This is a genomic window from Bacteroides intestinalis (assembly GCF_003464595.1).
Lineage (GTDB): Bacteria > Bacteroidota > Bacteroidia > Bacteroidales > Bacteroidaceae > Bacteroides > Bacteroides intestinalis_A.
Genome location: NZ_QRZF01000001.1, coordinates 287,762 through 312,281, shown reverse-complemented (window position 1 = coordinate 312,281; position 24,520 = coordinate 287,762). Strand labels below are relative to the sequence as shown.

Genomic DNA, 24,520 nt, shown 5'->3' with positions numbered 1-24,520 from the left:
AATAACGTGCTGCTACTTCTACACTCATATTAGCTGTTATTACTTTAAGTCTTCCTTGACTATTTCGTCCATTTCTTCGAGGCGTTTCTTTCGCTCTTTTGCAGACTTTACTTTCTGATCCTTGTACCCAAGATCTGTATGCTCAGAGACCTCTTCACTGAATTCCTCGAATTCATCCTTTGCCGGACGACCATGCGGGTCGATATTTTCTTCGGCAATTGCATTATTCCTATAAATCAAATCATCCATAACTGTATATTTTTAATGGTTTATGGATATATTACAAGATTAAAATGAAAAGGTTTCGTTTATTTCCTTTTTCTCGGGGACATTTACAGAAGATTAAATAGACGAAGCATCTGTTTACAGTGCCGGGAGCAGGTATTTCCAGATTAAATCCAGTTCAGCCTGCATATCTCCGATATGTGCTGTTACGGCAATAACGGCATCTTTTTCTGGGATTACGAGAATGTATTGTCCGTCTGCTCCATCGGCGCGGTAGGCATTGTGGCGGCAACGCCACATTTGATAACCATAACCCTGCATCCAGTCGTTCGTCTTCTCACTAATCTTTGATTTCTTGGCTGCTTCGGGATCCATTCCTGCCGGGAAAGAAGCAACTTGTTTGGCAGATGCCTCGGCAATCCATTCCTCCGGTAATACCTGCTGTCCCTTCCATTTTCCTTTTTGCAGGAAGAGTTGCCCCATCTTGGCAAGGTCCTCAGTTTTGAGGTACAAACCCCAGCCACCGCAATTGATGCCCTCCGGACTTTCCTGCCATTTCACATTGACAATCCCCAGTGGACGAAACAGGCGAGGATATAGGTAATCCACTAACTTTTCTCCAGTTACTTTCTGTACGATGGCCGAAAGCATATAAGTACCAGGACTGTTGTATGCAAAGAATGTTCCCGGTTTATGATCTACGGGATAGGCAAGAAATTGTTCTACCCAACCTTTATCTGCATTTTTTGCTGCTCGTTCATTACTCCTGAGATCACCGTCATGTCCGCAAGTCATAGTTAGTAAGTCGCGGATAGTCATGGCTTCCAGGTTCTCACTTATATTTGCAGGCAACTGATCCGGGAAGAAGGAAATTACTTTATCCGTTAGTTTTAGTTTATCTTCGGCTATTGCAAATCCTATGGCTGAGGCTGTGAAAGTCTTGCTGACAGAGTTTAGTACATGGGGCTCGTCTTCTTTTCCTTCACTCATCCATTTTTCTGCAAGTACATTGCCATGCTGTACAATCATGATGCTATGCAGGTCTTGGCCGGCATTCTTCACCGCTTCCAGGTATTTTTCCATTGCTTTCTCCAGTTTCTTGGAGGGAGTGCTGCGGGGCAGTCCTTTGGTGAGTTGATTGATAGAAATCAGCTTGATACCTTTCTCTTCAATGACTTGTTTCACACGCGGACTGGTAAGTAAGTCTGTGACACCTTGCCGATCGAGTGCTACTTGTTCGTAGCCGATATGAAAGACGGTTTTCATCTCCTCATTGTCCAGTGCCGGATGATCGAGGAACAGATATCGTTTGCCTGCTTCCAGCTTATTCAGGGAACGTATGAAGCTTTCTTCCTTTTCGGCAGAGGTCCGGCTCGGACCGTCATAACCAATGTAGGTGAATTGATAATCTTGTGGTGAACCCATGCGATCAATGGAAGGAAGATTGTATTCTTTTGCCAGGCGTAGCACCAGTTCATTCACTTCTTTAGTGAATCCGGTGGACAGCATGTGCCCCGTCATATGGCTGAGTTGGGGAATGTTTCTCAGTGCCATCTCAATCTGTGCGCGAAACTCTTGTTCTACCTCTTTTATATCCCATTTATTTTCCATAACCGATTGTCCCGGATAGGCGGGATTGGGTCCCATCATCGGATAAAAGTATCCGTTCTCATCCGTCAGGCTGGGGCAATGGGTTAAGGAACGCCATTTTACATTTTCCCATTCACTGGTAATCACTAAATGTAAACCGGCATCCAATCCCGGGTTCTCTTTTAGCAGACGGACTGCTTCCGGATACCAGGCGGCTACGGGCATTACTTCTACAGAACGGGCGATACCCGACTGGTAGGTTTCAATACAGGCTTCATTGACAGAATGGAATGCTCCGAGGTCATCAATGCGGATGGCAAGGGTAGGAGCGGACTGTCCCCATGCCGAAAGAGTGCCTGCCATAAGCAAACATCCGGCAAAGAGATATTTGGGACTTAAAAGGTTCATATCAGATCAAACGGTTGGTTGGCACTTTAAGGTTGCCGGGGGAGGATTATAGTTTGGTTTCTCCTTCGATAAAATTCTCAAGGAAAAGATTCTCACCATCGAAAACGGCATAAGAGAAATAATTAATCCAGTCTCCCAGTATGGTGATACGGGCGGTAGCGCTCAGCATCAGATCCAGTTCGATGTGACGGTGTCCGTAGATAAAGTAATTAATATTCGGATGGCTCTTCAGATACTCTTTGGTGTAGAGTATCAGGAATTCTTTGTCTTCACCCATATACTCGGGTTCTTTACCGTCAACGCGTTTCAAGCGACTTTGCTTGGCCCAGTTCAGTCCCAATTCCATACTCCAACGGGGATGTATGGCAGAAAAAAGAACTTGTAGAAACTCGTTGTGAAACATGGAACGCAGGAACTTGAATTTCTTGTCAGGATCACCCAAACCATCACCGTGGGCGAGGTAGAACTCCTTACCGTATATTTCCGTTGTAAGCGGTTCGCGATGCATGATGACACCGCACTCTTTAACCAGATAGTCTCCGCACCAAATGTCATGGTTTCCTGTGAAGAAGTGTACTTCCACTCCTATATCCGTCAGTTCGGACAGTTTGCCCAGGAAACGGGTATAGCCTTTCGGCACAACGGTCTTGAATTCATACCAAAAGTCGAACATATCGCCCAGCAAATACACGGCAGAAGCTTTGTACTTGATACTGTCGAGAAAGTTGACGAGGCGTCGTTCTTGTGTGCGCCCGTGTTCGATGGCACGTGAGCCGAGGTGTGCATCCGAAAGGAAATATACGTTCTTCATAACCGTGCTATTCTGCTTGTTACTAACTGCTTACTACTTGAGTACTTATAAGAATCCCAATTCCAACTTGGCTTCTTCACTCATCATATCCTTGTCCCATTCCGGTTCGAATACCAGATTGATGGTGGCAGCAGTGACACCGTCCACTGATTCCACTTTCTGGCGCACGTCTTCCATAATAAAGTCGGCTGCCGGGCAGTTGGGAGCTGTCAGGGTCATGTCAATGTTAACTTCTCCGCTGTCGGAGACATCTATTTTATAGATAAGTCCCAGATCGTACACGTTTACCGGAATTTCCGGGTCGAATACGGTTTTGAGCATCGCCACTATTTTTTCTTCTATTTCAAACTTGGTCATATTCGTATTATTTTAGTTAGGCAAAGATAGTTGAAACCGAAAACAGAAGCAAATTTATTTGCATTATGCTGAGCACAGACTATCTTCTTAAAGCAAAGCTAAAGAAATAAATTGAAACTACAAAGGAACGGGTTTTGAAAAAGCCTGTTATAGATACTCAGCAAACAGATTATTAAAGCCTTTCCCATCAAACATTACTCTCTTTCATTTGCATCCTTTATTGTGCTGATGTAAAAGATGCCATCTTTTGCAGCGAAACATGCTATCTTTTGATGTGAAACATGCCACCTTTTGTAGCAAAAGATGCTATCTTTTGCAATGGCGCTAAGGGAGATGCGGGCGGCTTCTTTTAATCCTTTCTCTCAAATCATTCCTTCATCGTTAAAACTATAATATACTCCGTCTGTTACAATAACATGGTCGATGAGACGGATGTTCATGGTTTGGGCTCCTTTCTGGACAAGTTGCGTCAGGCGTTGGTCGTCTGTACTGGGGCGTGGACTGCCCGAAGGATGGTTGTGTATCAGGGCTATTTGTGTGGCACGCTGCATTAAAGCTTCACGCAGGATGCTGCGTACATCAGCAGTAGTCTGGTCGATACCACCTCGGCTGATGCGGGATTTGTCGATGACGCGGGAGGCTTGGTTGAGGAGTAAAACCCAGAACTCTTCGTGTGCCAGGTCGCAGAGAAGCGGGTGGAAGATTTCGTAGATGTCTTTGGAAGAGCGGATGGTGGTGCGTTCCGGACGCTCTTGTAGTTTGCGACGTTTGCCCAGTTCCAGTGCTGCCATGATGGTGATACTTTTGGCAGGACCGAAACCTTTGAAACGGGAGAAGTCCTGTACTTCCCATTTTCCCAATTGGTTCAGGTCGTTACTGCAGGCGGAAAGTACTCGCTGCATAAGTGATACTGCGCTTTCTTCTGTGTTCCCCGAACCGATAAGGATGGCAAGCAATTCGGCATCGCTCAAGGCTTCTGCACCTTTCAGCATCATCTTTTCCCGCGGACGGTCTTCTTCCGCCCACTGATTGATAGTTAGTTTTTCCATGTTGATTGTGAATCGCTAATCACTTATAAAAGTTCTTTTTGAAAGCTTCGAATTCATCTTTGCCAAGTATACAGCGGTTCCACCAGGCTCTCCAGAATCCCGTGCCATATCCGATAAGCTGGATAAAGGAGGCGGCAATGGAATAGATGCCGATGCGCAGGCTTCGGTTCTGGATGGAAGAATCCGCACATACCAGTAGCGCATATAAAGCAATGGGCATCAGGCTGTAAAGGCAGAAAGGACTACCAAGTAATAGTATAGCTACTCCCAATGTGAATGCAGCGGGCAAGAGATGAACAACTTTCAAAGACTCCGGATATTTCTTATACAGATTGATACGTGCAATCCCTGAATTATGTACTTGTTTGAAGAACTTCTTTAAGTCTGTGCGACGTTTATGATACACCCATGCGTCAGGAAACAGCCGGCAACGATAACCGCCTTTGAATATGCGGATACTGAAGTCTATATCTTCTCCGAAACGCATTTTAGAGAATCCCCCCAATGCGGCATATACATCTCGCTTGACCCCCATATTGAAGCTGCGTGGATAGAATTTATCCATTTTCTTTTTTCCTCCCCGGATGCCTCCGGTAGTGAAGAAGGAAGTCATGGAGTAGTTGATAGCTTTCTGTATATCCGTAAAAGACTCATGTGCCCGGTCCGGTCCGCCGAAGGCATCGGCAGGGGTAACCTGCAATTCTTTCTCGATGGCGGCAAGATAGCCTTTGGGCAGGATACAGTCAGAATCTAAAATGATCAGATACTCTCCGGTACTCCGTTCGGCACCATAGTTGCGGGTTTGTCCGGGACCGGAATTGGGTTTGTTATAATAGTGTATGTCCAGTTGCTTCTGGTACCTGTCCACTACTTCCTTGCAGGGGATGGAGGAACCGTCTTCCACAATCACGACTTCAAAGTCTTTGAAACTTTGTTCGGTCAGACTTTGCAAGAGTTCGTCCACTTCATCGGGACGATTATATACAGGAATGATGACGGAGTATCTCATAGGTGTTAGTCTTTTAGTTCGTTTTCTATTTCTTCAATACTGGGTAGGGTACTCGCTGATTCTGTCCATAAAATAAATAGAACCTTTTTATGTAGCGTAGGTTCGTTTCAGAAAATCCTCCTAAGTTAGAGAATTCTTCTTTGAGGTCTAAACTAATTTGGGACATTATGTTAGTTCCCCATTTTGCTTCCGCTTTCAACCGGACTATATCACTTCCTATACTCCAGTATAATCGTAATAACTCCGTATTTACTTTTACCGCTGCCTTAATCTGGCTCTGGCGGATACGCTGTTTCAGTTCGCCTATCCACTCTTTATATTCGTTGTCTGTCTTTATCAGTTTACTCATGGTGCAATTCTATTGCTTATTGCTTACAAAGATAAATCATTCTTTTCCGATAATCTTCCCAATCGTATATTCTTTTGCTTCCCTATAGAAAAAAAACTGCCTGCCAGAAGTGTTTAATTCTTCTGACAGGCAGCTTGTATAATCGTACTATGTAGTCGGGGACCGGCTTATGCCTTCACACGGCTTACATAAGAACCGTCGCGAGTATCGATTTCAATCATTTCGCCTTCGTTGATGAACAACGGAACGCGTACAGTTGCACCAGACTCAACAGTGGCAGGTTTCAATGTATTTGTAGCAGTGTCACCTTTCACACCCGGTTCTGTATAAGTAACCTTCATCTGAACCTTTATAGGCATGTCAGCATAAAGGACAGTTTCTGTAGAAGCGTCAGATACTACTTCCAATACACTTCCTTCCAGCAGGAAGTCGACACCGTTGATCAGGTCGTGAGCAATGGGGTGTTGGTCAAAAGTTTCCTGGTTCATGAAGATATAATCTTCACCTTCTTTATATAAGAACTGATAAGGACGACGCTCTACACGTACGTCTTCCAGCTTTTCACCGATATTAAAGCGACGTTCCAGCACATAGCCATTCACTACGTCTTTCAGTTTAACACGCATGAAAGTGTTACCTTTTCCCGGCTTTACATGCAGGAATTCAATACAGAAATATAACTTGCCATCCATACGGATGCAAGTTCCGTTTTTAATGTCTTGGGCATTAATCATACTAATATTTTTTATTTTAGATGTTATATAATTGTCTTCAGTGAGCTTTGCGGGTGCAAAAGTAATGGAAATCAGTAAAAATCGCAAAAAGTTTTGAGAGAAAAAGACTTAACTCTTGGTTATTTTGAAAAAAGTCCCTATTTTTGCAGCCCGATTACGTGAAATAATAACATAAAACAATATACAGTAATGAAAAGAACATTTCAACCCTCTAACAGAAAGAGAAAAAACAAACACGGTTTCCGTGAGAGAATGGCTTCCGCTAACGGTCGCAGAGTATTAGCTGCACGTCGTGCTAAAGGCCGCAAGAAACTGACTGTTTCTGACGAATACAACGGAGTAAAAGCATAAGCAAACTCTCTTTGTAATAAAGAATAAGAAAGCCGCAAAGGACTGATAAAGTGCTTTGCGGCTTTTCTATTTGAGCCAATTTACTTCTTTCTCTATTATTCTTCTATTTCCTTTCCTGCCTTCTTCCATTCTTCGAAACCTTTATCAAGGTCGTAAACCACATAACCTTTCTCACTAAGGATGGCGGCAGCTTTCTTACTGCGTTTGCCACTACGGCAATACAAGGCTACAGGTCTATCTTTTTGCAGGGTTGAATCGGCTATTTCGGCAAAAGTCTTATCAAGCACATTAATGTTGATGCTCTTTGGAATGTGAGATTCCGAATATTCGGCTACGGTACGTACATCCAGACGTTGTATCTCAGGATTGGCAATCAGTGTGGAGAAATCTTCCACAGAGACGGACTTAAAGTCTCCTTTCTGCTGGCAGGAGAAAAGTGATGAGAAAAACAGGCAAATGCCTGCAATAAAAGAATTCATTTTCATCTTATTAAGGATTATATTCAAATTCGTAAGTCGCTTCTTTGCCAGAATACGTGTTGATGCTGAAATAAACCGTTATCTTATTGATTCCATCCTCAGCATATTGCCGTAATGGGACGGATGCATAAGCACGTTTGGTATAAGCCTGTACATCTCCGCCATCATCATGATAGAGGGATAGGCGTACTGTCCGGGTTCCTGTTTCTATGTCCGTGATGATTTCATCTTCTATAAAGTGGAACGCATGGCTTTTATTTTGTGATTTGATTTCCAACATTAAGTTCAGGTAATCAATGCCCATCCAGATACTTAATACATTTACCGGATCACGTTTTATTCCATCTTTAAATTTATCCTCGGGTTGTGGAACAGGAGATATTGCTTTCAGTACTGCATACAATTTTGCTCCGGACTCTCCATTGGCAGTTGCTGCCTTGCCATAGTTGCTGACAATGCGGAGGGAAGAATTGGCATCTATACGTGTGTTTGATGCATCTTCCACTACTGCAAGCGTCTCACCTTCATCTGTCAATATGGACTGCAAACTACCGTCGGCACCTGCTTGTGCAGTCAGGAAATCCAGTTTCACAGATGGATAATAGTAGTCGTCATCATCGCTACAGGAAACCAGTACACATAACAGTATAGGCAAAAGCCAGGATAAAGAAACCGGAAATTGTAACTTACCTTTCATTGTTTATTCTATTTCGGATTATCAGTTTGGGTAGCCAAATAATTCGTCAATGGATTGGCATACATCAGCAATATCTTTTCACGCAAGAACGGCATATCTTTATTAGGCAATTCGATGCGGGCAAGTTGTTGGTCAATGTAATCCATGAAATGTTTTTTCTCTCCGGCCGTGTATTGACCGGCGAAGGTTTCAGTACCCGATAAAGAATCATGGGCTATGTAATTACCGGGATACAAACGATAATTCGCATGAATATTCCGGTCTATGAGTGCAGCAATTTCTGAGAATAACTCCGGCTTGGGAAGAGAACGGTCTAATTTAGCCAGTTCTCCATTGATGCAGGGAGCCACCTGGAAGTGTACATGTCCCTTTGCGCCGAACAGTCCGGTTTGCATATTCTTTAAGTCATCAGCTTGCGTTTTTTTGTAATCCGGTATATCCCGTTTCAACTGAAACTCCTGTGCTTTCAAGTAATCACAGGGATCGTATTCATATGAAATGGCCAATGGAACAATATTCATTTCAGTCAGACGATCAATAATATCGCCTTCTCCGCCCATGGCAAGCATTTTGAGTACACTTTCCTGGGTGCGGTCATTGGAGTCTTTGGCACGTCCTTCACGCTGGGCAATCCAGATGGATTGATTCTTATCCTTAATGGTGTGGTGCATATAGCGTGACATGCGTCCGGAGGATTCCAACATCTGGCGCATGGTCAGGGCGCGTTGTACAATGAAGGATTTGTTGACACGTACGAACTTCTTAATCCAAGGATAGATCAATAGATTATCACCGATGGCGATTTCTACCGTGTCCATGTCTTTGTCTATCAATTCTACTGACAGGAAACCAGAATCAAGAATAATGTCGCGATGGTTAGAGATGTAAGTGTAAGCAGATTCGTGCTCCGGCTGTGCTGTATGGTCTAAAGTCACTCCCTGGGTCGTATCTCGGGAAAACTTTCTCAGAATAACGTAACAGAATGCTTTCTGAAACTCTAATTTTGTCTTGCAAGCACGCATTTTCTGTGCAAGCGCCTCAAAAGGAACTTCTGGAAAGACAGCAGACGCCACCTGCTGGAAAGCCGGATCGGCAATCAATTCCTCGTAAATCTGAGGGAGTTCCTCGTCATGATAAGGGCGGATTTCATCAAATTCCATATTCATAATGATTAACGTTTAGTTGGTTGTGAATAGTGAAGCAGCTGAGTGCCAATCACTAATCATTAACCCTTAGTCACTAAAACTGGTTCTCAATTATATCAGTCATTACATCTTTAATGTCTAAACCTGCAGCACGTACCTGTTGGGGTATAAAACTGGTGGCTGTCATTCCGGGTGTAGTGTTCACTTCCAGCAGGTTGACTTTATCTCCGGCAGTGATAATATAATCTACTCGGATAATGCCGGAAGCTCCCAGGATATCATAGATGGCTGAAGTCAAAGTCTGTATCCGGTGAGTCAAATCGTCGGAGATACGGGCGGGAGTAATTTCAGAAACCTGTCCGTTATACTTGGCGTCGTAGTCGAAGAATTCATTTTCTGTTACTACTTCCGTAATAGGGAATACTACTGAATTCTTTTTTGTCTTATAGCAGCCGCAGGTTACTTCCGTACCTTCCATAAAGGCTTCCACCAGGACTTCCTGTGCCTCACTGAATGCCTTAACAATGGCAGGTTGTATTTGTTCTTTGGTCTTCACCTTTGTTACGCCAAAGCTGGAACCACCCAGGCTGGGCTTGATGAAACAAGGCAAACCAATCTTTTCTATTACATCTTCATCGGAAATAGACTGTCCCTGACGGAGTACTAAAGACTCTGCAATGCGCACACCGAATACTTTGAGATATTGGTTGCACGCAAACTTATCGTAAGTAAGTGCGGCTGCCAGCACACCACAACAGGAATAAGGTATATGAAGAAGGTCGAAATAACCTTGTAAACGTCCGTCCTCACCCGGAGTTCCATGAATGGTGATATAGGCAAAGTCAAATGTCACCTTCTTGCCATCTACCTGAAAACTGAAGTCGTTCCGGTCGATGGGAGCTTTGTTGCCGTCAGGAAGTTGCACGTGCCAGTCGAGTCCGTGCATTTCGACGATATATAATGTATACTTCTCCTTATCGATAAAGGAATAGATTCCTTGCGCACTGCGCAGGGAAACCTGAAATTCGGAGGTATCACCTCCGCAAACGATAGCAATCGTGCGTTTCATTCTAAATCTCTGTTACTGATATAGCTTCTCCATTTGTCTATCAGCTGGGTCATGTCGTCGGGCATTTCAGAAGTGAAGTACATTTCCTCACCGGTGGCGGGATGTACAAAGCCCAACGTCATTGCGTGTAATGCCTGCCGTGGACAAGTATCAAAGCAATTGTTTACAAACTGTTTGTATTTACTAAAATGAGTACCTTTCAGAATTTCGTGTCCGCCATAGCGCTCGTCATTAAAGAGTACGTGGCCGATGTGTTTCATATGTACACGTATCTGATGGGTACGTCCTGTTTCGAGAATACACTCCACAAGGGTGACGTAACCCAGACGCTCCAGTACCCGGTAATGGGTTACGGCATGTTTACCTTGGTCGTCGGGCAACACGGTCATCTGCATACGGTCTTTGGGATTCCGGCCGATGTTACCTATAATGGTTCCTTCGTCCTGTTCAACGATTCCCCATACCAATGCACGATAACGTCGTTTGGTGGTTTTGTTGAAGAACTGTATGCCGAGATTGGTTTTAGCGTCCGGTGTCTTTGCTATAACGAGCAAACCGGAAGTATCTTTGTCAATGCGGTGCACCAGACCGACATGCGGGTCGTTGGCATCGTAATCGGGATGATCTTTCATGTGCCAGGCTATGGCGTTCACCAGAGTTCCGTGGTAGTTACCGTGCCCCGGATGCACAACAAGTCCGGCAGGTTTATTCACTATCATGAGGTGTTTATCCTCATAAACAATATTGAGTGGGATGTCTTCGGGAATGACCTCATTTTCATAGCGTGGACGGTCCATCATAATGGTAATGACGTCCATAGGCTTTACCTTGTAGCTGCTTTTGACAGGCTTGTTGTTAGCCATTACAAAACCTGCTTCTGCTGATTTCTGAATGCGGTTGCGTGAAGCATTTGTCAGACGATCGAAGAGGTATTTGTCTACGCGCATCATTTCCTGTCCCCTGTCCACTACCACACGGAAGTGCTCATAGAGTTGTGCCTCATCACCGACAGGTTCTACGTCGTCCAGGTCATCATCAATCGTTATGTCATCCGGCAATTCTTCTATCATTCCTCGTTTTTTCTATGTGTTATTATGATTGAAAGTCGCTTATTCCCCGAATATTATGTTTAGAACCAAGAGTCATCAGTGGCAGAATCACCGGAAGAAACAGTACCTGTGGTTTCCGTATTTGTAGAATCTGCCTCTTGAGCTAAGGCTCCGCCATCCCCTACTATTAAGGTTAGTGTGGAACCTACGGGAACTTTCTCGCCATTGGTCAGTGTACGTCCTTGGTACTTCACACCATATACCCAATCTTTTTCACCGGGTATGTATTGGTTCTCGGCTAGCTTGAAACCGGTAGCTAATAAGCGTGCCTGCGCTTGACGCATGGAACTATTATCTGCTACATCGGGAACGATTTGTAAAGGCACATTCAGTGTATTTATTGTCAGATAGATGGTACGTCCTTCTTTTACCTTCTGTCCGGCAGCAGGACTATGTTCGAGGATGCATCCGGCGGGTAAGTTCTTTACGTAGCTGGAGTCGGAAACAATACAGGTCAGCCCTTGGTTGCGGAATATTTTCTCGGCTTCAGTCACTCCCATGCCTTTTACATTGGGCACTACTACCGCTTCGCCGTGACGGGTATATATATCCAGTCCCTTCAAAACTCCAAACAGTACAAGGGCAACCACAACGATCATTGCGATCAGGTTTACCCAGAAAAATTTATTCTGTCGGAAAGAAAAAAACTCTTTTATTGTCATAATCCTTAGCGTTATTTGGGGCAAAGATAATGTAAACCGAAAGCAGTACAAAATAAGCTTGCTTATTTTTAATGTTGAGGTGCAGCTTATCTTTGCTTTTTGAGCAAAAATACAAATTTCGCCTTAGAGTGTAAGACAAACTAAGGCGAAATTTATATAATAGTTCAATGTCCGCTGTCCGGATCACTTTTTAAAGTGACTCGAGTAGTCTTTTCAATACTACTGTAGCCGATATTTCACGGTTGGCGGCTTCGGGGATTACAATGGATTGAGGGCTTTCGATGACATCATCCGTTACAATCATATTACGGCGTACAGGCAGGCAGTGCATGAAGTAGGCGTTGTTGGTTACAGCCATTTGACGATCACTTACTGTCCATTCGCGGTCCTTACTTAGAATTTGTCCGTAATTATCGCCGGCGTAGGCAGCCCAGTTCTTGGCATAGATGAAGTCTGCACCTTCGAATGCTTTCATCTGATCGTATTCTACGCGGGCATGTCCTACAAATTGCGGGTCGAGTTCGTAGCCTTCGGGATGAGTGATGACGAAATCGTAATCAGTAGCATTCATCCACTCTGCAAATGAGTTGGGCACGGCTTGTGGCAATGGACGCGGATGCGGCGCCCAGGTCATTACTACTTTGGGACGTGCCGTTTTCTTGTATTCTTCAATAGTGATGAGGTCAGCAAAACTTTGCAATGGATGGCGTGTAGCTGCTTCCATTGAAAATACAGGGCGTCCGGAATATTTAATGAACTGGTTTATGATGATTTCGTTGTAATCATCTTCTTTATTCTCGAATCGTGCGAAAGAGCGTACACCGATGATGTCGCAATAGCAACCCATTACGGGGATAGCTTCCAGCAGGTGCTCCGGTTTGTCGCCGTCCATAATGACTCCGCATTCCGTTTCCAGTTTCCATGCTCCCTGGTTGATGTCCAGTACGATAACATTCATACCCAGGTTTGTTGCAGCTTTCTGCGTGCTGAGGCGGGTACGCAGGCTTGAGTTGAAGAATATCATCATCAACGTCTTGTTTCGTCCTAACTCTACGTATTTGAAACGGTCTTTCTTAATCTCAAATGCTTCATCCAGTGCAGCTTTCAGATTTCCGATGTCCTGCACACAAGTAAACTTCTTCATCTTATATATTTATGATTTATAATTTATAGTGGGGCTTTGGCTAATCACTTATCACTCTACCACTTATCACTCTCTTATCTGTCCTTCGCCTTCGATAATCCATTTATATGTGGTGAGCTCTTCCAACGCCATCGGACCGCGGGCGTGAAGTTTCTGTGTACTGATACCGATCTCGGCACCCAGTCCAAACTGTGCTCCGTCCGTGAAGGACGTTGGTACGTTGACATACACACAGGCGGCATCCACATCACGGCAGAACTGTTCGGCATGAGCTTTATCATTCGTTACGATACATTCGCTATGCTTGGAGCCGTATTTTTGGATATGTACTATGGCTTCGCCGATAGACTGGACGGTTTTGATGGACATTTTGTAATCCAGAAATTCCGTTCCAAAATCTTCTTCCGTAGCTTCTTTCAGTAAATCGGTGGGATAGCTGCCTTTCAGGGCGTTGTATGCATGTGTATCTGCGTAGATTATCACATGGCTATCTGGCAACGGAGCACAAAGTACCGGCAGGTCACTGAGGCGCTCTTCATCAATCAGCAGGCAATCTAAAGCGTTGCATACACTGACGCGACGGGTTTTGGCATTGTTGATAATGGCAGCACCTTTTTCCACATCACCATAGCGGTCGAAGAATGTATGGCAAATACCTGCACCTGTTTCAATAACCGGTATGGTAGCATTCTGACGCACAAAGTTGATGAGGCTACTGCTGCCACGGGGAATAAGCAAATCCACATAGCCCCTTGCATTTAGCAGTTCGGCTGTTGCTTCCCTGTCGGCAGGCAATAATTCTACGAGATGAGGGTTGACTTGGAAACGTTCCAAAACTTCGTGTATTACGCTAATAATAGCCCGGTTGGAGTAGTCAGCATCGCTACCGCCTTTCAATATGCAGGCATTGCCACTTTTCAGACAAAGTGCGAATACGTCGAAACTAACGTTCGGACGAGCCTCGTATATGATGCCGATAACACCGAATGGAACACTTGTTTTTTTAAGTTTCATTCCTTTGGGGTGTGTATTCTCCTTCAGTATATGCCCTACGGGAGAGGGGAGGGTAGCTACGTTGCGTGTATCCGCGGCGATGCCTTGAAGGCGTTCGGCGGTTAATTTCAGTCGGTCGTACTTCGGATCTTTAGGGTCCATCCTTTCCAGGTCTTTCTTGTTTTCTGCAAGAATAAAGTCTGACTTTGCCAAGGCGGCATCCGCTACAGCCAGCAGTATCTGATTGATTTCCCGGTCGCTTAACGACAGCAATTCCCTACTGGCTTCCTGCACGGTGGCAAATACTCTGTTTAAGTCCATCTTCTTTGTACTTTTTGTAGTTGATTATTCTGCAAATGTAGTAATTATATTGGGAATGCCTGCTTTATCTCTTTGAAAAAGAATGTGTAGAGAAAGGAGGGGATGACAAGGCTCTATATATCATTTTCTCATTTTTATCGGGTTATGAACTAAAAAAACAGGATAGCGGTGCATATTATTTACAAATGATATATATATCTAAAATAGTCGTATACTGAACCTAATTCAGTCGTATAGTGAATGCCATTCAGTCGTATACTTAATAGAGTTCAGTCGTATACTGAATAGGGTATGGTTTAACGATGTTGATAATCAGAAAGTTACAAAAGTTCATCTTGCTATTGATAAATTCTGACAAATCCCTGCGATATATAGCGCAGCCACTTTATCACTCTATCACCCTACCACCTTATCACTCTTTTATTCCTTCCTTTTCCATTTTGAGTAAATTTCATCGTCCGATATGCATTAATATAATTTTAAGTCGATATTAATGCATTTTAATCGATTTTATTAATGAGATACGCTTTTCTTTGCATCTGGAAAATGTAAATTTAAGAATCATGAAAAACCGTTTAATAAGTCTGTGCTTGCTGTGTGCTTGCTGTGTGATGGCCAAAGCTGACGATCTGAAGCTGTGGTACAAGCAACCGGCTAAAGTATGGACTGAAGCATTACCTCTGGGTAATTCGCGTTTAGGCGCCATGGTCTATGGCGGAGTAGTTAACGAGCAGATACAGTTGAATGAAGAGACTGTTTGGGGTGGTGGTCCGCACCGGAATGATAGTCCGAAAGCACTCGGTGTATTGCCCACAGTTAGGGAGTTGCTTTTCTCCGGACGTGAGAAGGAAGCTGAAAAAATGATTGCCGACAACTTCTTTACCGGACAACACGGCATGCCATTTCAAACCATTGGTAGCCTGATGCTGGAATTTGATGGACACGCCGACTATTCCGATTATCGCAGGGAACTGGATTTGGAGAAGGCAATAGCCTCCGTACGCTATAAAATAGGTGAAGTAAACTATATCCGTACCATGTTTACATCCTTGGCAGATAATGCTCTGATTGTGCGTATCGAAGCCGACAAACCGGGAGCAGTCAATTTTACCACTCGATATAGCACTCCGTACAAAGAATACGAAATAAAAAAGAACGGTAAAAGCCTGCTGCTGTCCGGACATGGCTCTGCACACGAAGGCATTCCGGGTGCCATCCGCTTTGAAACCCGTACGCAGATAAAGGCCGAGAAAGGCAAAGTCAACGTCACCAACGACTGCATCGAAGTGAAAGGAGCAGACGCAGCAGTGATCTATGTAACCGCTGCCACCAACTTTGTCAATTATAAAGATGTAAGTGCCAATGAAACCCGCCGTGCAACAGAGTTCTTGTCGCAGGCCATGAAACGCCCCTATGCACAAGCCCTTGCTGCTCACGAGGAGGCTTATCAAAAGCTGTTCGGACGTGTTTCGCTGAATGTAGGTGCTTCCAGCAAGGAAGAAACTTCTTACCGCATTAAGCACTTTAACGAGGGAAAAGACCTGGGATTGGTAGCCCTGATGTTCCAGTTCGGACGTTATTTGCTTATCTCTTCTTCACAACCCGGTGGGCAACCTGCAGGTTTGCAAGGCATCTGGAATCATGAATTGCTGGCTCCGTGGGATGGAAAATATACCATCAATATCAATACAGAGATGAACTACTGGCCGGCAGAAGTAACCAATTTGCCGGAAATGCATCAACCTCTTTTCCAAATGGTGAAAGAATTGTCCGAGTCGGCACAAGGAACTGCGTGTACCTTGTACGATTGTCGGGGCTGGACGGTGCATCATAATACGGACTTGTGGCGCATGGCCGGTCCGGTGGATGGTGCTTCGTATGTTTGGCCTTTGGGCGGTGCGTGGCTCAGTCAGCACTTGTGGCAACATTATCTTTATACGGGTGACCAGGCCTTCTTGCAGACTGCTTATCCGGCTTTGAAAGGGGCAGCCGATTTCTTCCTCGATTTCCTGGTAGAACATCCTAAGTACGGTTGGATGGTTTGTGCGCCGTCCATGTCTCCCGAGCAAGGTCCTCCGGGAACGGGAACCATGCTGACCGCCGGATGTACCATGGACACTCAGATTGTACTGGATGCACTGACTTCGGTACTGTCCGCCACGAAGTTGTTATATCCCGGCCATACATCGTATTGCGATAGCCTGCAAGGCATGATCAAGCGCTTGCCTCCTATGCAGATAGGTAAACATAACCAGTTGCAGGAATGGCTTGCCGATGTCGATGATCCGAATAATGATCACCGTCACGTCTCTCATCTGTACGGGCTTTACCCAAGTAATCAGATTTCTCCTTATGCCCATCCGCAGCTTTTCCAGGCCGCCAAGCGTTCGCTCCTCTATCGGGGTGATATGGCTACGGGGTGGTCCATCGGTTGGAAAATCAATCTTTGGGCACGCTTGCTCGACGGGGATCATGCGTATACGATTATCAAAAATATGCTGAAGTTGGTGGAGAAGGATAATCCTGACGGACGTACTTATCCGAATATGTTCGATGCACATCCGCCTTTCCAGATTGACGGAAACTTCGGTTTCACGGCAGGCGTGGCCGAAATGTTGCTTCAAAGCCATGATGAAGCTCTGCACCTGTTGCCTGCCCTGCCCACGGCATGGAACAAAGGTAGTGTGAAAGGTTTGGTGGCACGTGGCGCTTTCGAAGTTGATATGGACTGGGATGGCGGTGAACTGACGACGGCTACTGTAACTTCACGTATCGGTGGAAACCTGCGTATACGTTCGTATGTACCATTGGAAGGTGCTGGTCTGAAAGAGGCTAAAGGTGATAATCCGAACCCGTTGATGAAACGTGGAGATATCAAGGAACCCTTGGTGGCCGAAGGACTAAGGGCACAGTACCCCATCTTGTACAGGATATATGAGTATGATATACAGACTCGACCGGGAGAAAAGTACACATTGCAAAGAGCTTTTTAAAAAGGTGATATAAATGGAATAGGTTATGGTAAAAAGAATAAATTGGTTTATTGTATGTTTGCTGTTTTCAATAGGTGTTACAGCACAAGCTGCTGGCAAGCAGTATAATTCGTACAAAGGATTGGTGATGGCCGGTTATCAGGGGTGGTTCAATGCCCCTGATGACGGTGCCGGCCGTGGTTGGTATCACTATACCGGGCACGACGGTTTTCGTCCCGGTTCTTGTACGATTGATTTCTGGCCCGAAGTGTCGGAGTACAAGAAACTGTATAAGACGGAATTCAGGTTTGCCGATGGTACTCCGGCTTATACTTTCTCTTCGCATGATGAATCTACGGTGGATACTCACTTCAGATGGATGAAAGAGTACGGACTGGATGGAGTTTTTATGCAACGCTTTGTAGGCGAGATTCGTAATAAGAGCGGATTGAATCACTTCAACGTAGTACTGAATTCAGCTATGAAGGCTGCTAATAAGTATGAACGGGCCATTTGCGTGATGTATGATCTGAGTGGTATGCGTCCCGGTGATGAAGAGGTTTTGCTAAAGGATATTGCCGACATAGCTCAGCGCCATGCTTTAAAGGATCATGCTAAGAACCCGTCCTATCTGTATCATAACGGAAAGCCACTGGTTACAATCTGGGGTGTAGGGTTCAATGACCGTCGCCGTTATGGTCTGAACGAAGCAGAAAAGATTATTAATGGTCTGCAAGCACAGGGGTTTAGTGTAATGCTGGGAGTACCTACACATTGGCGTGAACTGAATGGTGATACCGAGTCGGACCCTCGCTTGCATGAATTGATAAAACGGTGTGATGTTGTGATGCCGTGGTTTGTGGGGCGTTATAATGAGAATTCATATCCCCGTTATCAGAAATTGATTAAAGATGATATTGCCTGGGCTAAGAAAAATAAAGTAGACTATGCTCCTCTGGCTTTTCCGGGCTTCTCCTGGCGTAACATGAAAGGTCATGAGAATAGTGTGCAAATACCGCGCAATAAGGGTTCGTTCCTCTGGAAACAGTTATCCGGTGCTATCAAGGAAGGGGCTGAGATGATTTATGTAGCCATGTTTGATGAAATAGACGAGGGTACAGCCATCTTTAAGTGTGCTAAGAAAGTTCCTGTTGGTGCCAGTACATTTGTGCCCATTGAAGAAGGGATCGGAAGTGACCATTATTTATGGTTGGTAGGTCAGGCCGGTAAAATGTTGCGTAAAGAAAAACCGTTGGAAATGAAACAACCGGAACGCAAATAAATCAAAGTAGAATCCGGATTATAATATAAGAAACGTCTGACTTGGGAGTATCCAGGTCAGACGTTTCTTTTGGAGTATCTATTTGTTTCAGTTTTGTTCGTCGATAATTTCCATTAAGGAGAACTTGTATTCTGTACCCAGCGAAGCAGCATACTCTTTGCAGAAAGCATCATAGACAGTCTTGGCAAGCCCTTTTTTACCTTGTTGGCAAAGAATGCGGCATTTTACACAAAGAGCTTCCTCGTTGATGTAGTCATGTTGGAATAGTGTATCTGCAATTTTTAGCTTTAACGTCTCCGAGAGGTCTTCCCGCTTCAGTAATCTGCAAAGCAGATCGATAGTGCTATTTGAAAAATCGTTTTTGAACGTATCGATCCAATCGGTTTCCATATTGGGTAACATCATACCACGTAGCAATAACTCGAGCAGCTTCTCTAAGTTCTGGCTATTATTCTCTTTATATAAATGAAGTGCTTCCAGATAGTCGCAAATTGTTCCTTCTTCAAACTGTATGCTCCAGAAGCTATTTTGATTCAATATTTTGATATCACCTACTTTTTCCAATAAACCGCGTAGTTTACTCATATATACATTACGGTTGTTCTTGGCAGATTCATCCGTCTTGTCATACCATAATAGTTGGATTAGCTTATGGCCAATGATTCCTTTGGAATCTCTTCCGGTATAGAGCACAAGCAATATCAATAAGGCTTTAAGGGTTGGAGTAAATAAGGCTGTAATGTCATTGCCTTCTTTATCCACAACATGGAAACCACCAAAGAAACAAACACATCCCTTGGAGAAATCATAGTTGTGGAATGTTGTTGTCTCTGTGTGTATGGGCATTTCTATTTTTATCTCAGATCTATCATTGATTAGAGAGCCATTCGCTGTTTCTGATTGGAGACTGTTTGTTTCCGCTTTCTTGTTGTTTCCGGTGGCGGTCTTGACCCGGTTTATTTCAGCCTTTTTCTTTCTATAATAGAAAACTCCCATTCCGGCAATAATCAGTACCCCAACTATGATGTACAGCCATATAGATGACTGATCGTTTTGACCGGCATTGTCTGCAACTACATCCGGCTGCTTAAAGGATGAAATAGGAATCGGAGGGAAATTCAGTTCATAGATATCTATATCAGCTTTACCGCTTACTTCAGCCTGGTGAATCACCGTATATAATTTCTTTTGTTTAGGGGAGTAGTATAGGTTGGTATACATATACTGAGCCTCTAATTTCAATCCTATAGGCAATGACATGAGTTCGAAATGCGGTGTTTGAGTATCAATTTTCATCAACGTACCACCTTGCTGGGTACTGAAGAAGTAAAAACATTTTTTTTCAGGATCATAAACCATGTTCTCACTGGGTTGAAAGTCTCCTCCATCCGGAATCTGAGTAAGTTCCCATAGTTTATTGGTTTGCTGGGTCAAAAGGTTGACAGCATACAAGTCATAATAGTTACGGGGAGATAATTCCTGCCGTCCGGATGGGCAACCGCGTCCTCCGAAGATATAAAGTGTGCTGTCAACTATGACAGAACTGGAAGAGTATCTGGGATGAATATTTGTCAGATTGAGGTGACGCTGCGGGGTATCCTCATAAGGATAGCAGATTAATAGCTTGTTATTATAATGATAATGTCCATATCCACCGAAGCTGATCAATGAAGAATTGGCTGGATTATAAACAAGCGTATTATTCCAATAGTCATGTTCCTGTACGGCTGCCTGTGTCCCTTTCCAGCTTTGTGAAACAGGATCAAAGAACGAATATAGATTTTCATTCAGGTTGTAGGATAACAACTGATGTTGCTCTGGTATATATATCAACTGGTTGGGATAGTTGGCTACAAACTCGCCGCCTTTTACCTGAATGGTGTCAGTTATCCTTTCATCCGTATGGAAAACATACAGCTTTTGTTTATTGTTGGCTATGTAGAAGGTTCCGACAGTAGGATCGAATGCTACAGAGGGAGAAGATTTGAATTGCTGTGAATGAATCTTCTTCCAGGTGATATACTGGTCTATGATCCAACGGGTATTCTTGCCGGAAGCCGGACTGTGGGAAATCTCGTCATAACAGACTTCTTGATTATGGCGTGCCATTTTCCACAAACGTATTTCCTGCAATCCGCGCTTGATACTGATATCTTTTAAATTAACGGAAGCCACATCGGCTAAAGAGAAACCCTCATAGGGACAATAGCCGAAAGCAAAGCGTAGTTTCTGTGCACCTTTCAGATCAGGGTAATTCACATTAATTTCCGTACTATCATATAATACGGTAATATTTCCCTCTTTAACATCGAGGGTCAGGCTGGCTGAAGTCCAAGTCTCACGCCTCACTTCTTTTTGAATGGGGTATACTGCATCTCCGGTGACCAGAATTGGGAAGCGTCTGTCGTTCTCACTGACACTGTACATCAGATCGACATTCTTATTATTTTCAGTAATGATGCGGAATACGGTTCCGAATACATTATCGGGTCTCACCCAGAGGTTAAAACTCAGGGTAATTTTGTCTCCTTTAGTCTCTATGGGCTTTCCATCTTCTAATACCATACTGGTAAACTCAGAATTCTGAAGCGGATAGGATTGGATATGCAAACCATATTCAGGAAGCTGAGCGACTGAACGCATACACATCAACAGAAGAAAGATAATAGATTGTGTCTTTTTCATTTTGTATGTCCTTAATGAAGTATTAGCTCGTACAAAAGTAATGCTTTTTAGTGAAAACCGATTACTTATTTATGCAATTATTACAGCCTGGCTTCGCTTTTCCTGCAAAAGTGATTCATTAAGTGGATTTTAATGTTTCATTAATTATTGTTTTATCATTTTATTAAGCGGTTGCCGTTTACTTTGCATAAAAATAGATTAAAATCTGATAATATGAACTTAAAAAGGCACTTATTCTTATTTGCAGGAATAATATCCTGCTCTTTTCTAATGGCTCAGCAGCCAAGTGATATTTTATCCGTTTCAGCATCCACCAATGTGGAAAAAGCTTCGTTAGCTTTTGATAAAGATCAAAAGACAATGTGGGAAGTTAGTGGGCAGGACTTGAAAACAGACCAATGGTTGATGTTTACTATCCAGACCCCTGGTGATGTATGTGAACTTGGGGTTCAGATGCAAGGTGTTTCTAAAGAAGACTTAAAGCAACTGATGAATATCTTTGTTACATATGATCCTATGAATTTGGGAGTGCCTGTCGATTACCAGGTACAGGGTAGCGCTAAAGAGATGCGGTTGAAGTTTTCACCTAAATATGGAGCACATGTCCGGTTGGCTTTTAAGGGAGGTGATCGTGTTAAGCCTTTTATGGTAAAGGAAGTATCTGTTCTTTTAGCTGATAAGGAATTGAAAGATCGGAAAGGAGAAAAAACTTTGCTCCGCTATATGGACCCTACACTTCCGGTGGAAGAACGTGTAGAAAGTCTGCTGTCTGTGATGACGCCGGAAGATAAAATGGAACTGATACGTGAGGGCTGGGGTATTCCCGGTATTCCTCACTTATATGTACCGCCCATTACAAAGGTGGAAGCTGTACATGGCTTCTCATATGGTAGTGGAGCTACTATCTTCCCCCAAGCCCTGGGAATGGGAGCAACCTGGAATAAGAAGTTGACGGAAGAAGTGGCGATGGCAGTTGGCGATGAAACTCTTTCGGCAGGTACTATGCAGGCATGGTCTCCGGTATTGGATGTAGCACAGGATGCCCGTTGGGGACGTTGTGAAGAAACATTTGGAGAAGATCCGGTTTTGGTATCACAAATTGGTGGAGCTTGGATTAAAGGCTACCAATCTATGGGGTTGTATACTACTCCGAAACATTTTGGTGGTCATGGTGCTCCATTGGGAGGACGCGATTCTCACGATATAGGATTGTCTGAACGTGAAATGCGCGAAGTACATCTGGTTCCGTTCCGTCATGTGATTCGTAACTATGATTGCCAATCTTTGATGATGGCTTATTCGGATTTCCTGGGTGTTCCGGTAGCTAAAAGTAGAGAATTACTACATAATATTTTACGTGAGGAATGGGGATTCAGCGGTTTTATCGTTAGCGACTGTGGTGCTATAGGTAATTTGACTGCCCGTAAGCATTATACGGCTAAAGATAAAATAGAAGCTGCTAACCAGGCTTTGGCAGCCGGTATTGCTACAAACTGTGGTGATACTTATAATGATAAGGAGGTGATACAGGCTGCAAAAGATGGACGAATCAATATGGAAAACCTTGACGAGGTGTGCCGCACAATGTTACGTATGATGTTCCGCAATGAGCTGTTTGAAAAAGCACCTAACAAACCGTTGGACTGGAATAAGATTTATCCGGGGTGGAATTCAGATAGTCATAAAGAAATGGCACGTCAGGCTGCTCGCGAATCTATTGTACTGTTAGAAAATAAGGATAATATTTTACCTCTGTCTAAAGACATGCGTACGATTGCTGTGTTAGGTCCCGGTGCAGATGATCTTCAGCCTGGTGATTACACTCCTAAACTTCAGCCTGGTCAGTTGAAATCTGTGTTGACTGGTATCAAACAAGCGGTAGGAAAACAGACAAAAGTGATTTATGAGCAAGGTTGTGATTTTACAAGCTTGGGTGAAAACAATATTGCAAAGGCGGTAAAAGTAGCTTTACAATCAGATGTGGTGCTATTGGTTTTGGGAGATTGTTCAACCAGTGAGGCGACGACGGATGTATATAAGACATCCGGTGAGAACCATGATTATGCAACCTTGATTCTGCCGGGTAAACAACAGGAATTATTGGAAGCTGTTTGTGCAACCGGAAAACCTGTTATATTGATTCTTCAGGCAGGGCGTCCTTATAATCTGTCTAAGGCATCAGAATTGTGTAAAGCTATCCTTGTGAATTGGTTGCCGGGACAAGAAGGTGGTCCGGCAACAGCAGATGTGCTGTTTGGTGATTATAATCCTGCCGGTCGTTTGCCGATGACTTTCCCACGTCACGTAGGTCAGCTCCCTCTCTATTATAACTTTAAAACTTCCGGTCGTCGTTATGAATATTCGGATATGGAATATTATCCTCTTTATTATTTCGGATATGGTTTGAGTTATACTTCATTTGAATATTCTGGTCTGAAAGTACAGGAAAAAGAAAATGGTAATATTACAGTGCAGGCTACTGTGAAGAATATAGGTCAACGGGCCGGTGATGAGGTGGTACAACTGTATGTAACGGATATGTATGCCAGTGTGAAGACACGTATTACAGAGTTGAAAGACTTTACCCGTATTCATCTGAAACCAGGTGAAGCGAAAACGGTTTCTTTTGAACTGACACCTTATGAACTATCACTTTTGAACGATCATATGGACCGGGTTGTAGAGAAAGGTACCTTCAAAATCTTAGTTGGAGGTGTAAGTCCTCAGTATGTGGCCAAAGACCGTATTAAGGATAGTGTGGGTTATGTAGATTCCAAGAAAGGTTTGTCCGCTATGCTTGAATATACTCATGAATTTGCAGCAGATTTCGGTTTGACTTTATTCAAAGTGGAAGAAAACTTGGTAAAGAATCAGAAAACTATTTGGGTGTCTGTCAAAAACAATGGGACTTTGATGGATACAGGAAAAATTGAAATGTATGTCGGGGGTAATAAAGTAGGCGATAACGTTCATTATGAGTTGGCTCCGGGAGAAGAGAGGCTGATACCTTTCAGTGTGGATAAGGAGAATACGGCTCCAGTTGTATTTACTACCAAATATAAAGTGTTATCTATATAAT

21 protein-coding genes are annotated in these 24,520 nt (G+C 43.8%); 4 read left to right on the top strand and 17 right to left on the bottom strand.

What is annotated here, in order from left to right; translation table 11 throughout:
* Positions 1–39: 39 nt before the first annotated feature.
* From DWW10_RS01150 to efp, 8 genes are all read right to left on the bottom strand, one after another.
* Positions 40–249 carry a hypothetical protein gene (locus DWW10_RS01150; RefSeq protein WP_007660550.1) on the bottom strand — a complete coding sequence of 70 codons (210 nt, stop codon included), beginning with the start codon at positions 247–249 and terminating at the stop codon, positions 40–42.
* Positions 250–363: 114 nt separating this feature from the next.
* Positions 364–2,223: a serine hydrolase gene (locus DWW10_RS01145; protein ID WP_022394261.1), complete on the bottom strand. Its 1,860-nt coding sequence runs from the start codon at positions 2,221–2,223 to the stop codon at positions 364–366.
* A gap of 46 nt (positions 2,224–2,269) precedes the next feature.
* Positions 2,270–3,034, bottom strand: coding sequence for a UDP-2,3-diacylglucosamine diphosphatase (locus tag DWW10_RS01140; RefSeq protein ID WP_022394262.1), 765 nt, complete (start codon positions 3,032–3,034; stop codon positions 2,270–2,272).
* A gap of 45 nt (positions 3,035–3,079) precedes the next feature.
* Complete coding sequence (locus tag DWW10_RS01135) at positions 3,080–3,391, bottom strand: metal-sulfur cluster assembly factor (RefSeq protein WP_007660546.1); 312 nt, start codon at positions 3,389–3,391, stop codon at positions 3,080–3,082.
* A gap of 362 nt (positions 3,392–3,753) precedes the next feature.
* Positions 3,754–4,440 (bottom strand): RadC family protein, encoded by a 687-nt coding sequence (radC, locus tag DWW10_RS01130; RefSeq protein WP_007660545.1) that lies wholly within the window; start codon positions 4,438–4,440, stop codon positions 3,754–3,756.
* A gap of 19 nt (positions 4,441–4,459) precedes the next feature.
* The gene (locus DWW10_RS01125; protein WP_022394263.1) at positions 4,460–5,449 is read right to left on the bottom strand and encodes a glycosyltransferase family 2 protein; all 990 of its coding nucleotides are present in this window, start codon (positions 5,447–5,449) and stop codon (positions 4,460–4,462) included.
* A gap of 25 nt (positions 5,450–5,474) precedes the next feature.
* Complete coding sequence (locus DWW10_RS01120; protein WP_022394264.1) at positions 5,475–5,798, bottom strand: DUF1016 N-terminal domain-containing protein; 324 nt, start codon at positions 5,796–5,798, stop codon at positions 5,475–5,477.
* A 167-nt stretch (positions 5,799–5,965) separates the two neighbouring features.
* Positions 5,966–6,532, bottom strand: a complete 567-nt coding sequence (gene efp / locus DWW10_RS01115; protein WP_022394265.1) for an elongation factor P — start codon at positions 6,530–6,532, stop codon at positions 5,966–5,968.
* Between the two features lie 189 nt (positions 6,533–6,721).
* Between efp and rpmH the strand changes: the two genes are divergently transcribed.
* Positions 6,722–6,883, top strand: coding sequence for a 50S ribosomal protein L34 (rpmH, locus tag DWW10_RS01110; RefSeq protein WP_002558970.1), 162 nt, complete (start codon positions 6,722–6,724; stop codon positions 6,881–6,883).
* Positions 6,884–6,978: 95 nt separating this feature from the next.
* Here rpmH and DWW10_RS01105 read toward each other — a convergent pair whose 3' ends face one another.
* From DWW10_RS01105 to DWW10_RS01070, 8 genes are all read right to left on the bottom strand, one after another.
* Complete coding sequence (locus DWW10_RS01105; RefSeq protein WP_022394266.1) at positions 6,979–7,368, bottom strand: rhodanese-like domain-containing protein; 390 nt, start codon at positions 7,366–7,368, stop codon at positions 6,979–6,981.
* 4 nt (positions 7,369–7,372) lie between these two features.
* Positions 7,373–8,059 (bottom strand): NigD1/NigD2 family lipoprotein, encoded by a 687-nt coding sequence (locus tag DWW10_RS01100; protein WP_007660539.1) that lies wholly within the window; start codon positions 8,057–8,059, stop codon positions 7,373–7,375.
* An 8-nt stretch (positions 8,060–8,067) separates the two neighbouring features.
* Entirely contained in the window at positions 8,068–9,225 is a 1,158-nt protein-coding gene (locus DWW10_RS01095) for a hypothetical protein (RefSeq protein ID WP_022394267.1), read from the bottom strand.
* A 73-nt stretch (positions 9,226–9,298) separates the two neighbouring features.
* Positions 9,299–10,273, bottom strand: a complete 975-nt coding sequence (locus tag DWW10_RS01090) for a D-alanine--D-alanine ligase (RefSeq protein ID WP_022394268.1) — start codon at positions 10,271–10,273, stop codon at positions 9,299–9,301.
* Entirely contained in the window at positions 10,270–11,343 is a 1,074-nt protein-coding gene (locus DWW10_RS01085) for an RluA family pseudouridine synthase (protein WP_022394269.1), read from the bottom strand. The genes DWW10_RS01090 and DWW10_RS01085 overlap by 4 nt, the downstream gene beginning before the upstream one ends.
* 59 nt (positions 11,344–11,402) lie before the next feature.
* Positions 11,403–12,044, bottom strand: coding sequence for a PASTA domain-containing protein (locus tag DWW10_RS01080; RefSeq protein WP_022394270.1), 642 nt, complete (start codon positions 12,042–12,044; stop codon positions 11,403–11,405).
* A 190-nt stretch (positions 12,045–12,234) separates the two neighbouring features.
* Positions 12,235–13,188, bottom strand: coding sequence for a Rossmann-fold NAD(P)-binding domain-containing protein (locus DWW10_RS01075; protein ID WP_022394271.1), 954 nt, complete (start codon positions 13,186–13,188; stop codon positions 12,235–12,237).
* A 66-nt stretch (positions 13,189–13,254) separates the two neighbouring features.
* Positions 13,255–14,502 (bottom strand): glutamate-5-semialdehyde dehydrogenase, encoded by a 1,248-nt coding sequence (locus DWW10_RS01070; RefSeq protein ID WP_022394272.1) that lies wholly within the window; start codon positions 14,500–14,502, stop codon positions 13,255–13,257.
* Between the two features lie 563 nt (positions 14,503–15,065).
* Between DWW10_RS01070 and DWW10_RS01065 the strand changes: the two genes are divergently transcribed.
* Positions 15,066–17,495 carry a glycoside hydrolase family 95 protein gene (locus DWW10_RS01065; protein ID WP_022394273.1) on the top strand — a complete coding sequence of 810 codons (2,430 nt, stop codon included), beginning with the start codon at positions 15,066–15,068 and terminating at the stop codon, positions 17,493–17,495.
* 25 nt (positions 17,496–17,520) lie between these two features.
* The gene (locus tag DWW10_RS01060; protein ID WP_022394274.1) at positions 17,521–18,756 is read left to right on the top strand and encodes a glycoside hydrolase family 99 protein; all 1,236 of its coding nucleotides are present in this window, start codon (positions 17,521–17,523) and stop codon (positions 18,754–18,756) included.
* A gap of 87 nt (positions 18,757–18,843) precedes the next feature.
* On the opposite strand, the gene DWW10_RS01055 is transcribed toward DWW10_RS01060, so the two are convergent.
* Positions 18,844–21,441, bottom strand: a complete 2,598-nt coding sequence (locus DWW10_RS01055) for a hypothetical protein (protein WP_022394275.1) — start codon at positions 21,439–21,441, stop codon at positions 18,844–18,846.
* Positions 21,442–21,654: 213 nt separating this feature from the next.
* Here DWW10_RS01055 and DWW10_RS01050 point away from each other — a divergent pair, with 213 nt between their 5' ends.
* A complete protein-coding gene (locus DWW10_RS01050) occupies positions 21,655–24,519 on the top strand; it encodes a glycoside hydrolase family 3 C-terminal domain-containing protein (protein ID WP_022394276.1) in 2,865 nt (954 codons plus the stop codon).
* Position 24,520: the final 1 nt, after the last annotated feature.